This window comes from Arthrobacter sp. 05T442 (assembly GCF_056395945.1).
In genome coordinates this window covers 101,348-121,969 of the sequence record NZ_JBFTKM010000011.1, presented here as the reverse complement: position 1 = coordinate 121,969, position 20,622 = coordinate 101,348, and the positions used below count along the sequence as shown (strand labels likewise).

At 67.0% G+C, this 20,622-nt stretch carries 19 protein-coding genes and 1 pseudogene; 11 read left to right on the top strand and 9 right to left on the bottom strand.

The window, feature by feature from the left end; all coding sequences use genetic code 11:
- Nucleotides 1–25: 25 nt before the first annotated feature.
- Nucleotides 26–1,186: a serine hydrolase domain-containing protein gene (locus AC1DES_RS12410; RefSeq protein ID WP_476896003.1), complete on the top strand. Its 1,161-nt coding sequence runs from the start codon at nt 26–28 to the stop codon at nt 1,184–1,186.
- An 83-nt stretch (nt 1,187–1,269) separates the two neighbouring features.
- Here the strand turns inward: AC1DES_RS12410 and AC1DES_RS12405 are convergent, their stop codons facing one another.
- From AC1DES_RS12405 to AC1DES_RS12390, 4 genes are all read right to left on the bottom strand, one after another.
- Nucleotides 1,270–3,309 (bottom strand): ABC transporter ATP-binding protein, encoded by a 2,040-nt coding sequence (locus AC1DES_RS12405; RefSeq protein ID WP_476896002.1) that lies wholly within the window; start codon nt 3,307–3,309, stop codon nt 1,270–1,272.
- Entirely contained in the window at nt 3,306–5,045 is a 1,740-nt protein-coding gene (locus AC1DES_RS12400) for an ABC transporter ATP-binding protein (RefSeq protein ID WP_476896001.1), read from the bottom strand. The genes AC1DES_RS12405 and AC1DES_RS12400 overlap by 4 nt, the downstream gene beginning before the upstream one ends.
- Before the next feature lie 92 nt (nt 5,046–5,137).
- Nucleotides 5,138–5,728, bottom strand: a complete 591-nt coding sequence (locus AC1DES_RS12395; protein WP_476896000.1) for a hypothetical protein — start codon at nt 5,726–5,728, stop codon at nt 5,138–5,140.
- A 183-nt stretch (nt 5,729–5,911) separates the two neighbouring features.
- Complete coding sequence (locus tag AC1DES_RS12390) at nt 5,912–6,832, bottom strand: 2-hydroxyacid dehydrogenase (RefSeq protein WP_476895999.1); 921 nt, start codon at nt 6,830–6,832, stop codon at nt 5,912–5,914.
- Between the two features lie 160 nt (nt 6,833–6,992).
- On the opposite strand from AC1DES_RS12390, the gene AC1DES_RS12385 reads away from it, so the two are divergent.
- The 3 genes from AC1DES_RS12385 (at nt 6,993) to AC1DES_RS12375 (ending at nt 10,636) form a co-directional block, all read left to right on the top strand.
- Nucleotides 6,993–7,904 carry a serine hydrolase gene (locus AC1DES_RS12385; RefSeq protein WP_476895998.1) on the top strand — a complete coding sequence of 304 codons (912 nt, stop codon included), beginning with the start codon at nt 6,993–6,995 and terminating at the stop codon, nt 7,902–7,904.
- 314 nt (nt 7,905–8,218) lie between these two features.
- Nucleotides 8,219–8,896 carry a response regulator transcription factor gene (locus tag AC1DES_RS12380; RefSeq protein ID WP_476895997.1) on the top strand — a complete coding sequence of 226 codons (678 nt, stop codon included), beginning with the start codon at nt 8,219–8,221 and terminating at the stop codon, nt 8,894–8,896.
- Nucleotides 8,897–8,977: 81 nt separating this feature from the next.
- Nucleotides 8,978–10,636: a sensor histidine kinase gene (locus AC1DES_RS12375; RefSeq protein WP_476895996.1), complete on the top strand. Its 1,659-nt coding sequence runs from the start codon at nt 8,978–8,980 to the stop codon at nt 10,634–10,636.
- Nucleotides 10,637–10,698: 62 nt separating this feature from the next.
- On the opposite strand, the gene AC1DES_RS12370 is transcribed toward AC1DES_RS12375, so the two are convergent.
- Nucleotides 10,699–10,869, bottom strand: coding sequence for a hypothetical protein (locus AC1DES_RS12370; protein ID WP_476895995.1), 171 nt, complete (start codon nt 10,867–10,869; stop codon nt 10,699–10,701).
- A gap of 582 nt (nt 10,870–11,451) precedes the next feature.
- Here AC1DES_RS12370 and AC1DES_RS12365 point away from each other — a divergent pair.
- Nucleotides 11,452–11,802, top strand: a complete 351-nt coding sequence (locus tag AC1DES_RS12365; protein ID WP_476895994.1) for a hypothetical protein — start codon at nt 11,452–11,454, stop codon at nt 11,800–11,802.
- Between the two features lie 109 nt (nt 11,803–11,911).
- Here AC1DES_RS12365 and AC1DES_RS12360 read toward each other — a convergent pair whose 3' ends face one another.
- Nucleotides 11,912–12,865: a serine hydrolase gene (locus tag AC1DES_RS12360; RefSeq protein ID WP_476895993.1), complete on the bottom strand. Its 954-nt coding sequence runs from the start codon at nt 12,863–12,865 to the stop codon at nt 11,912–11,914.
- A 100-nt stretch (nt 12,866–12,965) separates the two neighbouring features.
- Between AC1DES_RS12360 and AC1DES_RS12355 the strand changes: the two are divergent.
- The 3 genes and pseudogenes from AC1DES_RS12355 to AC1DES_RS12345 all read left to right on the top strand — a co-directional run.
- A pseudogene (locus tag AC1DES_RS12355) lies at nt 12,966–13,243 on the top strand (hypothetical protein); the annotation flags it as partial.
- 103 nt (nt 13,244–13,346) lie between these two features.
- Entirely contained in the window at nt 13,347–13,826 is a 480-nt protein-coding gene (bcp, locus tag AC1DES_RS12350; RefSeq protein ID WP_476895992.1) for a thioredoxin-dependent thiol peroxidase, read from the top strand.
- Between the two features lie 425 nt (nt 13,827–14,251).
- Nucleotides 14,252–14,899 (top strand): hypothetical protein, encoded by a 648-nt coding sequence (locus AC1DES_RS12345; RefSeq protein ID WP_476895991.1) that lies wholly within the window; start codon nt 14,252–14,254, stop codon nt 14,897–14,899.
- 121 nt (nt 14,900–15,020) lie between these two features.
- Here the strand turns inward: AC1DES_RS12345 and AC1DES_RS12340 are convergent, their stop codons facing one another.
- Nucleotides 15,021–15,869 carry a class I SAM-dependent methyltransferase gene (locus tag AC1DES_RS12340; protein ID WP_476895990.1) on the bottom strand — a complete coding sequence of 283 codons (849 nt, stop codon included), beginning with the start codon at nt 15,867–15,869 and terminating at the stop codon, nt 15,021–15,023.
- Nucleotides 15,870–16,004: 135 nt separating this feature from the next.
- Here AC1DES_RS12340 and AC1DES_RS12335 point away from each other — a divergent pair, with 135 nt between their 5' ends.
- From AC1DES_RS12335 to purM, 3 genes are all read left to right on the top strand, one after another.
- Nucleotides 16,005–16,328, top strand: coding sequence for a hypothetical protein (locus AC1DES_RS12335; protein ID WP_476895989.1), 324 nt, complete (start codon nt 16,005–16,007; stop codon nt 16,326–16,328).
- A 65-nt stretch (nt 16,329–16,393) separates the two neighbouring features.
- Nucleotides 16,394–18,073, top strand: coding sequence for an amidophosphoribosyltransferase (gene purF, locus AC1DES_RS12330; protein ID WP_476895988.1), 1,680 nt, complete (start codon nt 16,394–16,396; stop codon nt 18,071–18,073).
- Nucleotides 18,070–19,233 (top strand): phosphoribosylformylglycinamidine cyclo-ligase, encoded by a 1,164-nt coding sequence (gene purM / locus AC1DES_RS12325; protein ID WP_476895987.1) that lies wholly within the window; start codon nt 18,070–18,072, stop codon nt 19,231–19,233. The genes purF and purM overlap by 4 nt, the downstream gene beginning before the upstream one ends.
- Nucleotides 19,234–19,317: 84 nt before the next feature.
- Here the strand turns inward: purM and AC1DES_RS12320 are convergent, their stop codons facing one another.
- Both AC1DES_RS12320 and AC1DES_RS12315 read right to left on the bottom strand, forming a co-directional pair.
- Nucleotides 19,318–20,100, bottom strand: a complete 783-nt coding sequence (locus AC1DES_RS12320) for a VOC family protein (protein WP_476895986.1) — start codon at nt 20,098–20,100, stop codon at nt 19,318–19,320.
- A gap of 233 nt (nt 20,101–20,333) precedes the next feature.
- Nucleotides 20,334–20,567: a DUF3073 domain-containing protein gene (locus AC1DES_RS12315; RefSeq protein WP_082492711.1), complete on the bottom strand. Its 234-nt coding sequence runs from the start codon at nt 20,565–20,567 to the stop codon at nt 20,334–20,336.
- Nucleotides 20,568–20,622: the final 55 nt, after the last annotated feature.

Sequence of the window (20,622 nt, the reverse complement as noted above, 5' to 3'; positions counted from 1 at the left end):
CCCGACGCGCGGTAAAGGAAGCCAAGTGCAGGTGTCGAAGCGTTGGAGCGTGTTGGCGGATGGCATCCGTCAAAAGCTCAGCCACGGTATCCAGACGGGTCTATTCTCGGGCGCCGCATGCGCCATTGCTGTCTACGGAGAGCCGGCCGTTGAGCTCTACCTGGGCACCCAGGCCTCATGGCGCGGGTCGCTAGAACGGATCAGTGTCGAGGACCAGCGTCCCGTTACGCCAGACACCTTGTTCGACCTCGCATCCGTCACCAAAGTCTTTACTGCCCACGTCGCACTCGCGCTGGCTGACGCCGGCGTGGTCGAACTCGACGCCCCCATCGCCGCAGTACTCCCCGCCTACCACGACGGCGAACGCTCGCGGGTCACGCTGCGACATCTGCTAAACCACACCTCCGGGCTCCCGGCAGTGTGGGACGGCTGGCGCGAACCGCTTGCCAGACAGTTGGATAGCCGGCATTCCACGGTCCCGTTGACGGCGACCCCCCTAACCGGCCGCGACGCTCTCATCGCCGACCTGCTCGCGACGCCCCTTGAGGCGCCCGCTGGCAAGCGGTTCAAGTATTCGTGCGCCAACTACAACACAACGATGGCGTACCTCGAAGTGGTGACGGGGCGCCGATGGCGAGAACTGGTGAAGGAATACACCTTAGGACCACTGGGGCTGAGCGGGGTGACCGCCGACCCGGAGCCAGAGCTGACCGCGGCGACCGAGTACCAGCCGGAGTTGCACCGCGGAGTTGTGGTCGGAGTCGTCCACGACGAGGCTGCGTGGTCGCTCGGCGGCGGGGCCGGTAATGCCGGCCTCTTCGCGACCGCCCGCGGGCTGCTGGGCTTCGCCGAGCAGCTTCGCGTGGGCTCAGGACGAGTTCTCGGGCGATGGATGTGGGACGACGCGCTCACGCAATCGCTTGGCCGAGCCACCGCATCACCGGAAGGCGGTTTTGGGGCGTCGCTCGGCCTCCGTATCGGCGACGCCGAGTTCATGGGCTCCTCTGTCGCGATGCGGGGACACACAGGATTCACCGGTACATCCCTGATCGTCGACCGCGACGCGGCAGTCAGCCTCGTTCTGCTGACCAACCGCGTTCACCCCGCGCGCAATGTCGAGGGCATCCAGCCCATGCGCGCAGCGATCACTGACCTCGCCGTTGCCGCCGCCCGAGCGACGTGGTGACGAACCGATTCGGGTATTGGTTGCCGGGCCAGAACGGATAGGAAGTCGCAGCACCTTCGGCCGGCCGGGCGACTCAGCTTCCCCTAAACCTCCGCCACCGGAGCCGCGAACTGCGCCGCATACAGCGCGGCGTACGCCCCGCCGGCGGCCAGCAGCTGCGCGTGCGTCCCCTGCTCCACGATCTGCCCGGCTTCCATCACCAGGATGAGGTCGGCGTCGCGGATGGTGGAAAGACGGTGCGCGATCACGAAGCTCGTCCTATCGGACCGCAGTGCGCTCATGGCCTTCTGCACCAGCACCTCGGTGCGGGTGTCCACCGAGCTGGTGGCCTCGTCCAGGATCAGCACGGACGGCCGGGCCAGGAACGCCCGGGCAATCGTGAGCAGCTGCTTCTCGCCCGCCGAGACATTGGAGCCCTCGTCGTCGAGCACGGTGTCATAGCCCTGCGGCAGGGACCGGACGAACCGGTCCACGTACGTCGCTTTCGCCGCTTCCATGATCTCCGCCTCGGAAGCCGAAGGCCGGCCGTAGGCGATGTTGTCCCGGATGGTCCCGCCGAACAGCCAGGTGTCCTGCAGCACCATGCCCATCCGCGAGCGCAGCTCGTTGCGCGTCATCGCGGTGACGTCCACGCCGTCAAGCGTGATCCTCCCCGCGTCGAGCTCGTAGAAGCGCATCATCAGGTTCACCAGCGTGGTCTTGCCAGCACCCGTGGGCCCCACAATGGCCACGGTCTGCCCCGGCTCCGCCACCAGGCTCAGGTCCGAAATCAAAGGCTTGTCCGGTGAGTACGCAAAGGACACGTCCTCGAACACCAGCCGGCCCCGGGTCACCTCGGGCTCAAGGGCCACCGACGGGTCGGCACTCTGCTCCTCGGTATCCAGGAGCTCAAACACCCGCTCGGCCGAAGCCACCCCGGACTGCAGCAGGTTCGCCATGGACCCCAGCTGGGCCAGCGGCTGGGTGAACTGCCGCGAGTACTGGATGAACGCCTGCACATCGCCGAGCTGCATCGCCCCGGACGCCACCTGCAGGCCGCCCACCACGGCGATCCCCACATAGACCAGGTTCCCGATGAACGTCATGGCCGGCATGATCAGGCCGGAAATGAACTGCGCGCCGAAGCTCGCCTGATACAGCTCCACGTTCTTCTGCCGGAACCGCTCCTCCACCTCGCGCTGCCGGCCGAAGACCTTCACGAGCGCGTGCCCGGTGTAGGTCTCCTCGATCTGCCCGTTCAGCTCACCGGTGTGCGTCCACTGCGCCACGAACAGCTTCTGCGAGCGCTTGGCAATCACCGTGGTGGTCACGAGCGTCAGCGGAATCGTCACAAGGGCGATGATGGCGAGAGTCGGCGACAGGATGACCATCATCACCAGCACCCCCGCCACGGTCAGCACGGAGGTGACCGCCTGGCTGATGGACTGCTGCAGGCTCTGGGAGATGTTGTCGACGTCGTTGGTGACCCGGCTGAGCAGCTCCCCGCGCTGCACGGAGTCGAAGTAGCGCAGCGGCAGCCTATTGATCTTCGCCTCGATGCGTTCGCGCAGCCGGTAAACGGTCCGCTGCACTATCCCATTGAGGACGTAGGCCTGCACCCAGCTGAACGCCGAGGCCAGCACATAGAGCGCCAGCGCCCACAGCAGCACGCTGGACAGCGCGGCGAAGTCGATGCCCGTCCCGGGGGTCAGGGCCATGGCGCTGAGCATGTCCGCTTTTTGGTTCTCCCCCGCGGCCCGGAGCCCGGCGATCAGCTGGGCCTTGCTCACGCCGGGCGGAAGCTGCTTGGAGACGACGCCGGAGAAGATCAGGTTGGTGCCCTGGCCAAGCAGCCGCGGGCCGATCACCGAGAACGTCACGCTCACGACGGCGAGCGCCAGGACCAGCATCAGCCACAGCCGCTCGGGCCGCAGTTCCCCCAGCAGCCGCTTCGCCGAACCCCGGAAGTTCATGGCCTTCTCGGCGGGGATGTTCATCCCCGCAAACGGTCCCCCGCGGACCGGTCCTCCCGCGGGCCGCGGGATGCGGACGACGGCGGGCGTCCCGGCAGGCGCGCCGGTCCCCTTGCCTCCGGGACCGGCAGGTGCGGCGGCCGGCGTCGGCGCCTTGTCGGTGCGGCTCATACCGTCTCCTCCGCTGCCAGTTGCGAGGAAACTATCTCGCGGTACGTATCCGAAGTCTCCAGCAAGTATCCGTGGGTTCCGTGCCCGACGATCCTGCCGTCGTCGAGCACCAGGATCTGGTCGGCGTCCACGATGCTGGACACCCGCTGGGCGATGATCACCAGGGTTGCTCCGGCGGTGTTGAGTTTCAAAGCCTGCCGGAGCCGGCCGTCCGTGGCGGTGTCCAGCGAGGAGAACGAGTCGTCAAAGATGTAGAGCTCGGGCCGCTTCACCAGCGCCCGGGCGATCGCGATCCGCTGCCGCTGGCCGCCGGAGACATTGGTGCCGCCCTGGGAGATCGGCGCATCCAGCCCGTCCTCCATCTCCTGCACGAAGTCCCGCGCCTGCGCGATCTCCAGCGCCCGCCAGAGCTCGTCCTCGGTGGCGTCGGGCTTGCCGTAGAGCAGGTTGCTGCGGACCGTGCCGGAAAAGAGGTAGGGCTTCTGCGGGACCAGGCCGATGTGCCCCCACAGCAGGTCCGGATGTAGCTCGCGGACGTCGACGCCGTCGATCAGCACCGAGCCGGACGTGGCGTCGAAGAGCCGCGGCATGAGGTTCACGAGGGTGGTCTTGCCCGAGCCCGTACTGCCGATGATCGCCGTCGTCTGTCCCGCGCGTGCGGTGAAGCTGATCCCCGAGAGGACGGGCCGCTCGGCACCCGGGTAGGCGAAGCCGACGTCGCGCATCTGAAGCTCGCCGCGGCCGGTCCGGCCGGCGAAGCTGCGCGGGTGCTCCGGGGGCCGGACGCTGGACTCGGTCCCCAGCACCTGGCCGATCCGGTCCGCCGAAACAGCCGCACGCGGAATCATGATGGCCATGAACGTGGCCATCATGACGGACATGAGGATCTGCATGAGGTAGCTGAGGAAGGCGATCAGCGTGCCCACCTGCATGGAGCCGTCCTCGATCCGGAACGAGCCGAACCAGATCACCGCCACGGACGAGACGTTCAGCACCAGCATGACGGTGGGGAATGCGAGCGCCATGAGCCGGCCGGCGCGCAGGGCCGTGTCGGTGACGTCCTCGTTCGCCTTCCCGAACCGCGCGGTCTCGATGTCCTCCCGCACGAAGGCCCGCACCACTCGGATGCCGGTGAGCTGTTCGCGCAGCACCCGGTTGACGGTGTCGATCCGGGTCTGCATCAGCCGGAATAGCGGAACCATCCGGGTCACGATCATGCCGACGGCGGCCAGCAGCACCGGAACGCTGACGGCAATCAGCCAGGACAGCTGTACGTCCTGCCGGATGGCCATGATGACCCCGCCGATGCTCAGCATGGGTGCGGTGACCATCAGCGTGGCGGACATCAGCACGAGCTGCTGGACCTGCTGGACGTCGTTGGTGGACCGGGTGATCAGGGACGGTGCGCCGAACCGGGTGACTTCCTGCTCGGAGAACTCCGCCACCCGGGTGAAGATGGCGCCGCGCACGTCCCGGCCCAGGGCCATCGCGGCCTTCGCGCCGAAGTACACGGCCGTGATCGTGCAGCCTATCTGCAGGAACGTCACCACGAGCATCACAGTGCCGGTGCCCAGAATGTACCCGGTGTCACCCTTCGCGACGCCCTGATCGATGATGTCCGCGTTCAGTGTGGGCAGGTACAGGGAGGCGATGGACGCCGCCAGCTGGAAGACGACGACGGCGAGCAGCCGCCGTCGTTGCGGCCGCAGGTATTCAACGAGCAGTTTCCAGAGCACCCGGTCTCCACTTCACGCGTCACGGACAGTTTCACACAGAACGATGTGAGGGTCAGTTTACGTCCGGATGCCGTGAGCGGACCGGGTTCCTCTCAGGGCGAATCCGTGGCGGTGCGCTGCCCCCGCTGCGCGATAGCGAGGTCCGTACCGGCGGAATTCCCTGACGAGATCTGCCGCTTGACCTCCTCCAACTCCTCCTTGAGCGAGTCAACGGTGGCACAGTACCTTTCGAAAGCCGCCGTTCGGCGCCTGGCCAGAGCGAAACTGATACCGGCAGCGACAATGGCGAGCGGGAAAGACACCAGCAGGGCCCAGCCGGACGTCGTAAGGAAGTCCAGCACTATGGGAAGTGCCCGTTTGAAGGCCATGAAGTCGTTGACGCCACCGACCAATCCGTTAAGAGCCGAGTCGAGGGGACCGAGGAACTTCCCCACGACTGGCGTCCCGGAAAACGACGGAGCGCTCAGAGGCGGCTCTCCCCCTGACCAGCGCGAATCGCTGAAGTGGTTCAGGACGTAGATCCCGGCAGCCGCGTTGAGGGCCGCCAAGAGCAGGACCGAACCAAGCGCAGCCCAATGCAGCCTGCGAGGGCGCCAGATGCCGGCCACAAGTGCGAAGACGGCCGCCGCAACCCACGACGAGATGCGGAGTTCGTCGCGGCCCACGCCGCCCAGCAGATCCAAGAAATTCGCCGCCCTTTACAGATTGGATCAATGCGTGTTTCGGTCCGGAGCGAGCCTATCCCAGCCACCCGCCCATGCCGCTGCAGCTACTGGCGCAGGCTACTGAAGTCGGCACGTGTACGCGTGGGCGACGAGCGGCTGCCGTAGTTGAGCTCGAGTTCTGCGTCCTCGCCCGGCGTTGAGCTAGCTCTTCAGGACCACGTTCGCCGGCGGTTCGCCTGCCAACATGAGGTCGATCTGCCGCTGGAGCAGCCGGCCCATCCGCGGGCGCATCGCCGAACTCGCCCCGCCCACGTGCGGGCTGATGATGACGCCGGGCGTGCGCCACAGCGGGTGGTCCTGCGGCAGCGGCTCCGGGTCGGTGACGTCCAGCGCGGCTCGGATCCGGCCGGAGCCGGTGTGCCGGACCAGGGCGTCGGTGTCCGCCACCGGTCCCCTGGCCACGTTCACCAGCAGCGCGCCGTCGGGCATGGCGGAAAGGAAGGCATCGTCCACCAGGTGCCGGGTGGAGTCGCTGAGCGGAACCCCCACCACCACGATGTCGTGCTCAGGCAGCAGGGCGTGGAGTTCCGCAATGCCGTGGACGTGACCGCGCTCATCCATCCGTCCCCTGCTGGCCACCCTGGTCACGCTGGCCTCGAACGGCAGGAGCCGGTCCTCGATCGCCTTGCCTACCCCGCCGTAGCCAACAATGAGGACGCGGCGGTCGGCCAGGCTGGCGGTGGCCCTGGCATCCCACCGGCCCTCCTGCTGGTTCCGGATGAGGCGGGGGAGCTCGCGCTGGCTGGCAAGGACCAGGGCCAGGGCCAGCTCCGCCGTCGAGGTTTCGTGGACGCCGGCCGCGTTGGCGAAAACCCGGCCGGACGGCAGGAAGTCCGCCACGCCGTCGTACCCGATCGACTGGCTCTGGATCAGGGCGGTGTCCACGGCTTCCAGGCTTTGCAGGACCTGCGGGCCACCCATGTAGGGCGGCACCACGATGCTGATCCGCGGCAGGGGCGGCGCACCGGTGAAGTCCCACTCCAGGACGGTCACGTCCGGGTGCGGCTGCAGGTATTCCCGCAAGGACGCATCCGGCAGGCTGACAGTAATTTTCCGGGTCATGAGTGCCAGCGTAGTAGAGCCGACGGCCGTCTGCCGGGCTCGTCCGCATGGGAGTTTCGCCACACTCCGGCGTGCCCCGCGCGTTCCGCGGACTTCGTCCCGCGCGGGGGCATACTTTCAAGAAGCCCCCCACCCCGCTTGAACGGAAAGGTCCTGACCCATGGACACCGCAGGACCGCGCCCGCCGGCCATTCCAGCCGGAAAGCACCGGAGGAACCTGTTCCTGGTGTGGGCCGCGACCGTCCTGGTCCTGGCCTCCAGCATCACGTTCGCCGCGGCGCGCACCGGACCGCCGCCGCAGTCGGGTTTCCTGGCCGTTGCCCCGTGGACGGCGCAGGAACATCGCGCGGCCGCGTCGGAGTCGGACGTCCCGCCCGGAACCGCGGTGGACCTCGCGGGCGGGATCCAAAAGATCCTCGGTGAGAACGCCGGCCACAGGATCGGCGTCGCAGTGGTGGACACCGGGGACGGGAAGCTGCAGAGTTTCGGCGACGTCTCGCCGTACGTGGCTGCGAGCACGGCGAAGATCCTCACGGCGGCCGCCTACTACCACCTGGTGGAGACCGGCGAGAAGTCGCTGGACACTCCCCTGGGCTCTTTCGACGCCGCATTCCAGCTCAAGGCCATGGTCAATACGAGCAGCGACGACTCCTGGCTCCTGCTGATGCAGGACATCGGCTACCCCCGGCTGATCCAGTACGCCGCCTCGATCGGGATTGCCTACGATCCCGAACAGAACCTCCTGACTCCGCCGGACATGGCGAGGCTGTTGGAACAGCTCTCCACCGGCAAGCTCCTCAACGGCGACCACACCAGCGAGCTGCTGGACTACATGCAGCAGACCAACGACGAGGACCTCATCCCGGCCGCCGTCCCCCCGGACATCACGGTCCACCACAAGTACGGGGTGGTGCTGGGCTACGTCCACGACGCCGCCATCCTGAGTTCCGGCGGGCGCTCGTATGCAGTGGTCATCTACACCTGGGGTCCCGACGACGCCGACAGCGAGGACCGCGTCGAGCTCATCCACGAGCTGACGCATCAGGTCACCGGGGCCCTGTTCGGGCGGTGAACGCCCGTCCGGAGTAATACTGAGAAAAGCTTGCCTCCAAGGGTGGCGCCGGCACCGATGCAGGAGCACGATAGGGAATACCGGGTCCGCCGCCAATCACGGACGCCGGCAACGCACGCACGGACCCTGCAGGGTCCGCAACACGCCCGTACTTCGGGCTGATCGAGGCTGCTGGGGCCTCGGGCTTCCTCCCAGCTCACGTGCAGGAGACGCCGCAGTTTTTGGAGCAGGCCTCAATGCCAGGGGAAAGTGGCGGGAACGCGATTGTGCGCTCCATCGGACTTCCCCGTTCCGGGCCTTTCCAGGGGGTCAACGTGATCCGCATACTCATTGCCGAAGACGAAGAGCGAATCTCTCGGTTCATCGAGAAAGGTTTGCGGGCGGCAGGCTATGCCCCCACCGTCGTCGCCGACGGCGTTACGGCGGTGGACTATGCGTCCAGCGGCGAATTTGATCTCCTGCTCCTGGACATCGGGCTTCCCCGCCTGGACGGCTTCACCGTCCTGACCGCGCTGCGCCACGGCCAGGTGGGCATCCCGGTCATCTTCCTCACGGCCCGCGGCTCGGCGGCGGACACTGTCGCCGGCCTGGAGGGCGGCGCAGACGACTACATGGCCAAACCGTTCCGCTTCGAGGAGCTCGTGGCCCGCATCAGGGCCCGGCTGCGGACCGTGGACAACGGCGCCGACGGCGGAGAGGCCCTCCCGGGCAGCATCCTCCGCTACGGGACCCTTGAACTGAACCTCCATAGCCACACGGTCCGGGCCGGGGATAAAGTCGTCGAGCTTTCGGCGCGCGAGTTCGCACTGGTGGAAATGTTCCTGCTCCATCCTGGCCAGGTCCTGAGCCGGCAACAACTGCTCAGTCATGTGTGGGGCTACGACTTTGACGGCACGTCCAACGTCGTCGATGTCTATGTACGCCAGTTGCGGCTCAAGCTCGGCGCGGACCGCATCGTCACCACCCGCGGCGCGGGATACCGCTTTGGCTAGGTTCACGTTGGGCCAGCCGCGAGGGTTTGTGGGCCGGTCCGGACCGCAGGGTCCGGCTGCCACCACCGGGAAGGAAGTATCGTGACCTCCTTGCAAGGCCGTCTGCGTGTGCTCCGCGCTGCGCCCGCAATGCCGGCTGCGGCCCCCGCCGCTTCCGCCGCGGGCACTGCAGCCTCCGCCGGCCCGGCCGGCGCTCCCGGATCTGCCGGCGTTCCTCCCGGGGTGTCCCCCGTGGCGTCCCCTGGGGCTTCTCCCGGACCGCCTCCCGCTGGCGGCCCGAAGCCGTCCAGCTGGGGCGCGAAGATCCACTCGGTGCGGTTCCGGGTGGTGGCCGCCATGCTCGGGATGGTACTTGCGGGGCTGGTGACTGCGGGACTGATTACGTTTGTGGTCCAATTCCAGGACTCCGACACCAAGGTTGATCAGACAATCCTGGACAAGGCCAATTCGGTGGTCAAGGTGGTCCAGAATAACAACAAGGCCACCGCGGATCCCGAGGCCAAGTCGCTCCACGAGGTCGCTGAAGACATCGAACCCCGCAGCAACGAGGTCATGGCCGGAATCGTGGGCGGACGCGTTGAGTGGACCGTCGAGGGCAGTCCTGACCACCGGCTCCTGGACAAGGGTCTCTATCCTGCTGCCGCGGAGATCCGGAACGCGTCCGGGGCCGCCTTCGGCGAGCTCATCGTGGCCGGACGCCCGCTCAGGACCGTCGTCGTGCCGGTGACAGGTACGTCCGATGCCAGCGGGACATTCTTGCTGGTGGGCCGCGACGCCGGTGACCAACGCGAGCACAACGTCGCCTCGGTCCAGACCTACTCGCTTGTCGCAGCCGGGACGCTGCTTGCCGCAGCGGTCATTGGCAGCCTGGTCGCCGGCCGGCTCCTGTATCCGCTCCGCCGGCTGAGCGAAGCCACGCGGGTGGTCAGCCACGAGGACCTCACCCAGCGGGTGGAGGTGCGCGACCGGGAGGATGATGTGACGCTCCTCGCGAAAACCTTTAATGACATGCTCGAAAGACTCGACGACGGCGCGCAGCAACAGCAACGGTTCCTGGACGACGCCGGCCACGAGCTGCGGACACCGCTGACCATTCTCCGCGGCCATCTGGAGCTTGTGACCGTCGACGACCCCGCAGATGTCGTTGCGACGCGGGATGTGCTGCTCGAGGAGGTGGACCGGATGCAGCGCCTCGTCGATGATCTCCTGCTGCTCGCCAACGCAGGCCACCCTGACTTCATCAGGAAGGAGTTTATCCGGGTCCCGGATTTCCTTCGCCAGGTAATGGAGAAGGTCCGTGTCCTCGCGGACCGCCGCTGGCAGATCGAGGAAACCACAGACTACGTGGTGGAAGCGGACCCGCAGCGCCTCACCCAGGCGCTGGTGCAGCTCGCGGCGAACGCCGTCAAATACACCGGCCGTTCCGCCACGATCGCCCTGGGCAGCAGGATCGAAGGGCCGACGGCGCCGGACGGCACGCCACAGCCGGAGGCGGACTTGCTGGTGCTGTGGGTGCGGGACAGCGGCACCGGTATCGCGGCGGAAGACCAGCAGCGCATCTTCGAACGGTTCGGCCGGGCCCACCCGGGCCGCGGGCAGGAGGGGTCCGGCCTGGGCCTAGCCATCGTCTCCGCAATCGCCGAGGCACACGGCGGCACCGCCACGGTCGAGTCCGACTACGGCCACGGCTCGACGTTCCTGATCAAGATCCCGCTGCAGACCGTGGGCCTGCGCCTGTGACCCGGCCGCCGCCTTCCGCCAGTCTCCGTCCGCTAGCTGTTTTCCGCTAGCTGTTTTCCGGCCTAGCGCCGGGAGAACAGCTTGGCGAAGAATCCGGTCTTGGTGCTGGTTTCTTCCTCATGGCCGCGGCACCGATCAGCGCCGGGTACGTTCCGCATGACCTGCTCAACGTGCTGGCCGCAGCCGGCCCACGTCGTCTTTCCGCATTTCTTGCACGTAACTGCACGGCACATTCGGTGTCTCCTTTGGTGGGTTCTCCTCATCATACCCCCAGGGGTATTAGCCCTAAAAAATGGCGAGACGCGAAAGGACGGGACACCGGCTCCGGCTCCGGCTCCGGCTCCGGCTCCGGCGGCAGTGCAGGTTCCCTACAGGTACAGCCCTTGGGCGACCGGCCATTGATCCGAACCGAACCGAGGTTCCTGACGAAATAGCGTTTCGCTCCGGGTAAACAGGGCTGGCGCGGAGGCCCAGGCAGGCGCACCATGAAAGTACCGGATCCGACATATGTCTCAGGCGGAATCCGGGATCGAACGCCCGTCTCGCACGGGTGAGCTATTTCAAAGCGGACGGCCCCGCCGTGCCGCGGTTACAGGGAACCCGCGGCGGCCCGCTGTCCGCACATGATGATGATTCGCATCCTCGTGTAGGAGCAAGCAGATATGTCCATCACTCCCGTAACAAAGAAATCCCGCCCCTTCGGGGCCAAGGTTGCCCTAATCTCGGCCGTGTCTTTGGGGCTCATTGGAGGTCCTGTCGTCTTGGCCGCACCGGCTCAGGCGTCAACCTGGGACCACGGTTGCACAGTCGATCCGTTGAAGCCCACGACCCGTTGGGGCTTCCGCTGGGATTCCCAACAAGTGGACTTCCGGGTCTCGGTGTCATGCCGGGGCGACAAGACCGTCGAAATCCGCCAACGGCGTTTCGAAGACGATCACGGACGCAGGCACGAAGACTTCCTTGGTTCCTCAACGTTCCGGGAGTCGTTCGATAACCGGGACAGGTCCGTAACGGTGCACAGCTTCGACCGCGTGCCGAATGTTGATCGCCGCAGCCATGAGGAGGTGTTCCAAGTCGTCTCCTTCCGTGTCCGCAGCGGCAACAACGGCAGCTGGTCCGACTGGACTAACTGGGAAAAGAGCGACGTCGCAACCATTGGCAACTGATTCCTGAAGGGTCCCGGCACCGTCACGTGCCGGTCCAGCACAGCAAAGGCCAGGGGCCCGCGCCCTTGGCCTTTCCGTGCCGCTCCCCCGGGCTCTTCCCTCCGCTCCGCTAGAAGAGGGCGCCTGCTACCGCCTGCGTCAACTGGTGGATGACCTCGGTGCGCTGCGGGACATCACTCAGGTCAGCGCCCTTGGTGTACACGACGAAGGCGTAGGCCTTGCCGTCCTTGGCGAGGATGCCGGCGTCGTGCAGCTCCCCGCCGAGCAGCCCGTACTTGTGGAACACGGTGACGCCGTCGGGCACGGCAGCGGGGATGAGCGTTTCGTAGTTGGTGTCCTGCATGTAAGAGAGCAACTGCGCGGTGTCGTCGGGGTCCAGGAGCGTTCCCGCGTAGAGACCGGCCAGGATCTTGGCCATCTCCGCGGGGGTCAGCGTGTTTGTTTCGGGGTCGTAGCTCACCCCGATGGAGGCCGCATAGTCCCGAAGTTCCGGGTGGCCGACCGCGTCCATGATCAGCGACCACGAGTCATTGTCGCTGTCCTGGATCATTTCCTTGATCTGGAATCCGGAGGTGTAGTCCCCGAGGGAATCATCCAGGGACGCCGCGCCCGTTTCGACGAGATGGTAATACGCAACAGCCGCCAGGACCTTGGCGGTGCTCGCGGCCACGAACGGCTCCTGGACGCCGTATTCGTGCGCCGCGCCATCGGACAGCTCGATCAGCGCCACACCGATCTGGTACTGGCTGTTGGCATTGATAATTCCGCTAAGTTCCGCGTCCAGCGCTTCATTGATGGATCCTGTTTTCGCTGGTGGTGTTATTCCGGCCGCCGGGGCAGCCGGCCCCGGCGTTCCGGCGGGCGCCGCTGGTGCCAGCGTCCGCGGCGCGGCGGACTTGGCTTCGGCGGCGGTGTAGATGGTGGCGGCCAGCGCCACGGCCAGGACAGCCGCACACACCGTGAGCATTAGCCGGCGGACCCGGTCCGGAGCCCAGCGCCGGCGCCTCCCGATCGCAGTGCGTCGGAACCCGTAACGTGGCTGTGGCGGCGTGTGCTCTTCCATGATGGCTTCAAGCTAGCCACGCCAGCTATGCAGGAGCTATGAACCAGCTGTCACCCATCAGCAGGCCATCGGCGCGGCGAACCTCACAAGGACTTTGACCATGACCTACACGGTGAACTGGTCGATCCTGCCGACCGAACTCCCCTCCTCGAGCGCCACGCCGCGGCAAAGACAGCCGGCTTTGACGCCGCCGAATTCTGGTGGCCGTTTGAATCGCACCGACTGCGAGTCCTCCGAGGCCAGGACGGGCTCGCCGTGGCAAACCTCGCTGCGGCGGCGGCGGCCGTTTCCCGGATCGGCGGTTCGGTCCTCCTGGAACCGGTCAGCGGCGCCCCAAAATACCCGCTCCTCACGGCCGGCGACGTCCTCTCGGTGATCCCGGACGGTGGCCCCGCGGCTGGCCGTCCCACGGAATACAGCACTCGACGACGGTGTTGTGCACCACAGCCTCTTAATTCCACGCCCCACTCAAAGGATCCCCATGAGCCCCAATCCGACCATCAAGCTTCAGCCGGGCACGCAGGCCCCGGACTTCACCCTGCCCGACGCCCGCGGCAAGTCCGTATCCCTGGCTGATTACCGCGGCAAGAACGTCATCGTGTACTTCTACCCGCAGGCCGCAACACCGGGCTGCACCACTGAAGCCTGCGACTTCCGCGACAACCTCGCCTCCCTGCAGGGTTCCGGCTACGAGGTCCTGGGCATCTCGCCCGACGGTCCGGATGCCCTGGCCCACTTCACCGGCGACTTCGCCCTCACCTTTCCCTTGCTGGCGGACGAGGACCACTCCGTGGCTCTCGCCTACGGTGCCTGGGGCGAAAAGCTGGTCAACGGCGAGGTCACCGAAGGCATCGTCCGTTCCACCGTGGTCCTCGATCCCCAGGGCAATGTGAAGCTCGCGCAATACCAGGTCAAAGCACAGGGCCATGTTGCGGCGCTGAAGGAAGAGCTCGGCGTTTAGCTCCCCGGTTTTCGCGGCGTTTTCGGACGGGTGCTGCCCGGACCCGCGCTGCACCCGTCCGAAATCGCAGCAGAAATGGTGGCCGGGTTGTCCACATACGCCGGCCCGGACGTTGTCTGTGTCCGGAGGAACGGCCAGCATCGGTGCATGGAGCTTCCAACCCTGATTCTGAGCGGCGACCGGACTCGCCTCGGCCGGGATGTGCGCGCCCTCTCGCGGAAGGCCCAATCCGGCGAACTCAAGCGCATACGGCAGGGCGTCTACGTCCGCGCCGAGGAATGGGAAGCACTGGCGTCCTGGGACCGTTATCCGCTGCTTATCCTGGCGGCGGCGTCCACGCTGAAGAGCGAAACCGTCTTCTGCCGCCAATCCGCGGCAGCACTTTGGGACTGGCCCGTCCTCGGCCGCGGACATCCTGTTCATGCGTGCACCTGGGACGGCGCCGGCGGTCGCTCACGGGCCGGGGTGCGGCGTCTATCGAGGAATGCCGGGGGCTCCTGGTCACGGGCCGCGTCCGGACCGCCCTTGACCTCGCGGCCTTTGCATCATGCGAACAGGGCGTGACGGTGATCGACCACGTCCTCCGGCCCATACCGCAGGGGCTCCCCCCGCTGGACCGGGGTGAGCTTGAATCAGGAATCGACGGCCCCTACACGGCCGCCGCCGCCCGGCGGATCCGGGCCGTCCTCGGGTTCGCGGACCCGGCGTCGGGCTCCCCCGGCGAATCGGTGAGCCGTGCCTTGATGTACCGCCTCGGCTTCAAGATTCCGCTCCTGCAGGCTGAGATCAGGGACGCCCGGGGACTTGCCGGGTTCACCGACTTTGACTGGCCCGAGGACGGTGTGTGCGGCGAATTCGACGGCCTCGCGAAGTACCGCAAGCTCGAATACTTGCAGGGCCGGACACCAGCTGAAGTCGTGGTCGACGAGAAACGGCGCGAGGACCGGATCCGGTCGACCGGACGCCGGGTGGTCCGCTGGACGTGGTCGGAACTCTCCACCCCGGCGAAGTTTGCGGCCTATCTGGATTCCGCGGGCGTCCCGCGCCTGGCTCTCCCGTCGTGCCGGCGCTGATCCCCGCGGCGCATGCGGGTTTCTGCGGCGTTTCCGGACAGCCGCAGCCCGGATCCACGCAGCGGCTGTCCGGAAACGCCGCGGAAACGGCGCGCGACGGTCCCGCATCCGCCGGGCTTGGCTACGCCCGGGTCCCCGCCACGACCGTGGCCGTGGACCGGAGCCGGATGGCGCCGTCGTGCTCGTAGCGGCCCAGCATCTGGAACACGTCCGAGCGGATCAGTTCCCGGGTCTCCGCGTCGGCCTGGGCCAGCCCGAGCACCACCGGGGCCGCGATGTCGGTCATGAATTCCCAGTATCTCTCCGGCGACTCGTGCACCAGGTCCGTGCTGACCTTGTGCTCGGCCACGTCAATGAGACCGGTACCGGTGAAGACCCTGGACATGAAGCCTTGGGCGGCGCAGCGGAAAAGCCCCGGGGCTCCCGCGGGCGGAACCGGCCGCTCAGCGTGCCGGGCGATCGTCCCCAGGATGAGGCTGGCCCATGGATTTTCCGCGGCCCGGCCCCAGACGGCGGCACTGATCCGAGCGCCGGGCCTGGCCGTGCGGACCATCTCTGCCAGGGCGGCGGAGATATCGGGGAAGAACATAAAACCGAAGCGGCAGAAGACAGCGTCGAAGCTGTCGTCGGCGAACGGCAGCGCGGCGGCGTCACTGACGGCGGTGCGGACGTTGACGAGGCCGCTGGCGGCGGCTCTCTCAGCCGCCACTTTGAGCATGCCCTCCGACAGGTCGGTCAGCGTGACATTGCCGTCCGGAACCAGGGCGGCCGCGGTCAGCCCCGGCTCGCCGGTGCCGGCGGCGACGTCAAGCACGGCGGAGTTCCGGCGGAGACGTGCCTCCCGGATCATGGCATCCCCGAACGGTGCATGCCAGCCCTGTACTTCAGCGTCCCATTTCTTCCAGCCGGCCGAGAACTGATCCCAGATGCTCCGTTGCTCGTCACGAATGTGGTCGGCCGAGTCTGACATGGCGTTTCCCCCTAGCTAGTCCATACCTAGCCCTCCCCCACCCCAAGTGTCCACCTCTGGAAGAGCCGGAGCAATGAGCCCGCCGGCCGGCAGCCAGGGCGCGTGGCGGGCGCGGAGGGCAGTACGCTTAACGGCATGTCTTCCCCAGAAACTCCGGCGCCCCAGCGGCGCGAGATCACTGTGCGACGGGCACCGAAATACGTGCCGTTCCTGATTCTCGGCGGGCTGCTGGGCGTCGTCGTCGCCGCGGTGCTTGCCTACGGAGTTCCCGGGGATGCGAGCTTCGACCGCAGCTCGGTCTTCGGCTTCTTCATGATCCTGTGCAGCGCCGGAGGTGTCCTCCTGGGCGCCGTCGTGGCGCTCGTGCTGGACCGGCTGAGCGTCCGACGCGCCGAGCGCGCCGTCGTCGAGCCCGTCCCTGATTCGGTCCCCGAGGCCGACGGCGACGACGTCCGCTGAGCCGGCCGCAGGTCACAAACCGGCTGCCGGGAAAGTCCCGGCGCACATCGTGAGATAATCGACCAGTGGCACGCGGCGATGGAACACTTTCTCATGATCTTCTCCCTGGCGAAAAAGGCCCTCAGGACGCTTGCGGCGTCTTCGGGGTCTGGGCACCAGGTGAAGAGGTAGCAAAACTCACCTACTACGGGCTGTACGCGCTGCAGCACCGCGGTCAGGAGTCGGCTGGCATAGCCACCAGCGACGGCAAGCGGATCAACGTCTACAAGGACATGGGGCTCGTGTCCCAGGTCTTCGACGAGACCACGCTGAACACCCTGACCGGGCACCTGGCCGTCGGCCACTGCCGCTATTCCACGACCGGCGCCAGCCACTGGGCCAACGCCCAGCCCACCCTCGGCGCCACCGCCACGGGCACCGTGGCCCTGGCCCACAACGGCAACCTGACCAACACAGCCGAGCTCAAAGCCATGATCATGGACCGCAACGGCGGCCACCTCAGCGGCGAAATGAAGCAAGGCAACACCTCGGACACCGCCCTGGTCACCGCACTCCTTGAGGGCGAAGAGGGCATATCCCTCGAACAGACCGCACTGGAACTCCTGCCCAAGATCAAGGGCGGCTTCTGCTTCGTCTTCATGGACGAGGGCACCCTTTACGCGGCGCGCGACACCTACGGCATCCGTCCGCTGTGCCTGGGACGGCTGGAACGCGGCTGGGTCGTCGCTTCCGAACAGTCCGCCCTGGCCACCGTCGGCGCCAGCTTCATCCGCGAAATCGAGCCCGGCGAATTCATCGCCATCGACGAGGACGGCGTGCGTTCCCAGCGCTTCGCCGAGGCGACGCCGGCCGGCTGCGTCTTCGAGTACGTCTACCTCGCCCGCCCGGACGCCTCCATAGCAGGCCGCTCCGTGTACGAGTCCCGTGTCGAGATGGGCCGCCAGCTGGCCCGCGAAAACACCCAGGAAGCGGACATCGTCATCCCGGTTCCGGAATCGGGCACGCCAGCGGCCGTCGGCTACGCCGAGGAATCCGGCATCCCGTTCGCGCACGGCTTCGTCAAGAACGCCTACGTGGGCCGCACCTTCATCCAGCCCTCGCAGACCCTGCGCCAGCTCGGGATCCGGCTCAAGCTCAACGCCCTGGAATCGGTGATCCGCGGAAAGCGCGTCGTGGTGGTGGATGACTCGATTGTCCGCGGCAACACCCAGCGGGCCATTGTCCGGATGCTCCGCGAAGCCGGCGCCGCCTCCGTGCACGTCAAGATCTCCTCTCCGCCGGTCCAGTGGCCCTGCTTCTACGGCATCGATTTCGCCTCCCGCGCGGAGCTGATCGCCAACGGCGCCACCATCGAGGAAATCTCCCAGGCCATCGGCGCCGACTCGCTGGCCTACATCTCCGAGGACGGCATGATCGACGCGACCCGCCAGCCGCGCGAACGCCTCTGCACCGCCTGCTTCACCGGCAAGTACCCGATCGAGCTTCCGGGCGCGGACAAGCTCGGCAAGAACCTGCTGGAACGCACGGACCTCGGCGGCCTGCCCGCCGCCGCGACCACGATTGCCCCTGCCAGCCAGGCAGAGCCCGCCGCCAGTATCAGCCCCGACGAGGATCCGGCCGCCAAGTCCGGTGCCGGCGGCTGCGATCCGGGCCCGGACGCCGAGTTCGAAGAACTGCTCACCGAGGCTGATCGCGTCCACCCCGTCGATCATGCAACCGTTGCCGACAAGAAAGAGCCCGTATGACTTCCGCTTCCCCGGCCGCCGACATGAACGCCGCCCAGAACGCCGCAGGCATCACGTACGCCTCTGCCGGCGTCGACGTCGAGGCGGGCGACCGCGCCGTCGAACTCATGAAGGACGCCGTCAAGGCGACCCACAACTCCTCGGTCATCGGCGGTGTCGGCGGATTCGCCGGCCTCTACGACGTCTCCAGGCTGCTCACCTACAAGCGCCCGCTGCTGGCCACCTCCACCGACGGCGTGGGCACTAAAGTGGCAATCGCCCAGGCCATGGACATCCACGACACCATCGGCTTCGACCTCGTCGGCATGGTGGTCGACGACATCGTCGTCGTGGGCGCCGAACCGCTCTACATGACCGACTACATCGCCTGCGGCAAGGTTGTGCCCGAGCGCATCGCGGACATCGTCCGCGGCATCGCGGCCGCCTGCTCCGTCGCCGGCACCGCCCTGGTGGGGGGCGAAACCGCCGAGCACCCGGGCCTGCTGGGTGAGCACGAGTACGACGTCGCCGGCGCCGCCACCGGTGTCGTCGAAGCCGCCGACCTCCTCGGCCCGGACCGCGTCCGCGCCGGCGACGTCGTGATCGGCATGGCATCCTCCGGCCTGCACTCCAACGGCTATTCGCTGGTCCGCCGCGTGATCAACCACGCCGGCTGGGCCCTGGACCGCCAGGTCTCCGAACTCGGCCGCACCCTGGGCGAAGAGCTGCTGGAACCCACCCGCGTCTACGCCGCGGACTGCCTGGACCTGGCCCGCACGTTCCCGGTGAACTCCGCCCACGGCGTCCACGGATTCAGCCACGTCACCGGCGGCGGCCTCGCCGCCAACCTCGCACGTGTCCTCCCGCAGGGCCTGCTGGCCACCGTGGACCGCGCCACCTGGGAGCTGCCGGCCATTTTCAAGCTGGTCTCCGAGCTCGGAAACGTCCCGCTGCCGGACCTTGAGCGCACCCTGAACCTGGGCGTGGGCATGGTCGCGATCGTCTCCGCGGACGTCGCCGACGCCGCGGTGAACCGCCTCAACGACCGTGGCCTGCCGTCCTGGGTCATGGGCACCGTGGAAGAGAACTCGGACTCGATCCTCAAGACCGGCCCGGACTACGTACAGGGCGCCAAGGGCGTCGACGGCGGCGCGGTCCGCTTGGTCAACGCCTACGCCTAAATGCCCCATCGAGTGCTCCGCAGCCGCCCTTTCCAGCGTTCATGAGGGCAGTTGCGCAGCACTCGATGCCGTCTAAGGCTCGAGTTACAGCTCGAGCAGGCTGAACACTCCGCCTTGGGGATCCTGGAGGGTGGCGATAATGCCGGCCTCCTCGACCTCCTCCGGCTCCACGAGCACCACACCGCCCGCAGCCACGGCCGCGTCCACCGCGTCCGCGACATTGGAGACACCGAAGTACACCTGCCACCCCGCTTGGAGGGGAACCCCGACGACCGCCGGCAGCGGGGCGATCCCGGCGACCTCCGTGCCGTTGACCATGAGCGTCGAGTAGGTGCCGCCGTCGTCCTGCGCGTACTCGGTGACCTCATGCCCGAACAGCTGCTGGAAGAATCCGACGGCGGCTTGCGGCTCGGGCGTAAGCAGCTCGGCCCAGGCCAGTGCGCCGGGTTCCTGGCTGCGGGCGGCCCCGAAATGGCTCCCTGCCTGCCAGGCCCCGGTGGTGCCGCCGCCCGGCGGGGCGAAGAAGACCATCACGCCGGTGTCATTCACGGCTTCAGGCCCGAATTCGAGGGTTCCGCCGGAATGCGCCAGTTCGAGGACAAGGTCCTGCGCATCGTCCGCGGCGAAATAGACGTGCCATTGTCCCTCCGCGCCGGAGGCTTCCTGCTGTGGGTTCTGCGGGGCGATGACCGTGACAAGTTCATCGCCCACGAAAGCCTGCGCGTAGTTGCGGCCGTCCGGAGTGGGCAGGTCCTCGTAGCGCCAGCCGAAGACGGCCGCATAGAAATCCTTCGCCGCGTCCACGTCCCTGGTCTGGAGGTCCGTCCAGCAGACTTCGCCCTCACTAAACGCTGTGCGAACTGTCATGGCAAACCTTCCAGGATGAACCGCATGGATTCCGGATGCGTCCGGCAGAATCAACCTAGCCTGAGGGCCCGGCCGGGACAACCACGCGGCACGTGGCGGCACGGAAGCCATGGCGGCCACGTGCCCGGGCAGCAGAAAACCCGCCGTCCACTCCGGGATGGGAGCGGCCGGCGGGCCTGAAATCATGTGGTCGGCAATCCGCTAAGGAAGAACATGCCGGAAAGAAGTGTCGACTAACCTATCCGACGGGAATCTACCTCGTCGTCGTCCTCTTCCACATCGTCCGCGTACTTATCCACATAGGCCGAATAATCCGGCTCAACAGGCTCGCTCGAGAAACGACTCGGTGCACGACCCTCAGAGCTCTTGAGCTCGCGCTGAAGAGCAGAGTAGTCAGTGTTCGGGGAGTAGTACTTAATGTCCCGAGCCTGCTTGGTAGCTTTTGCCTTTTGACGGCCGCGCCCCATGGCGTGACCCCCTTTTGTACTCGGACCGGAGGTGGTCACCATTGGCGTTAGTGAG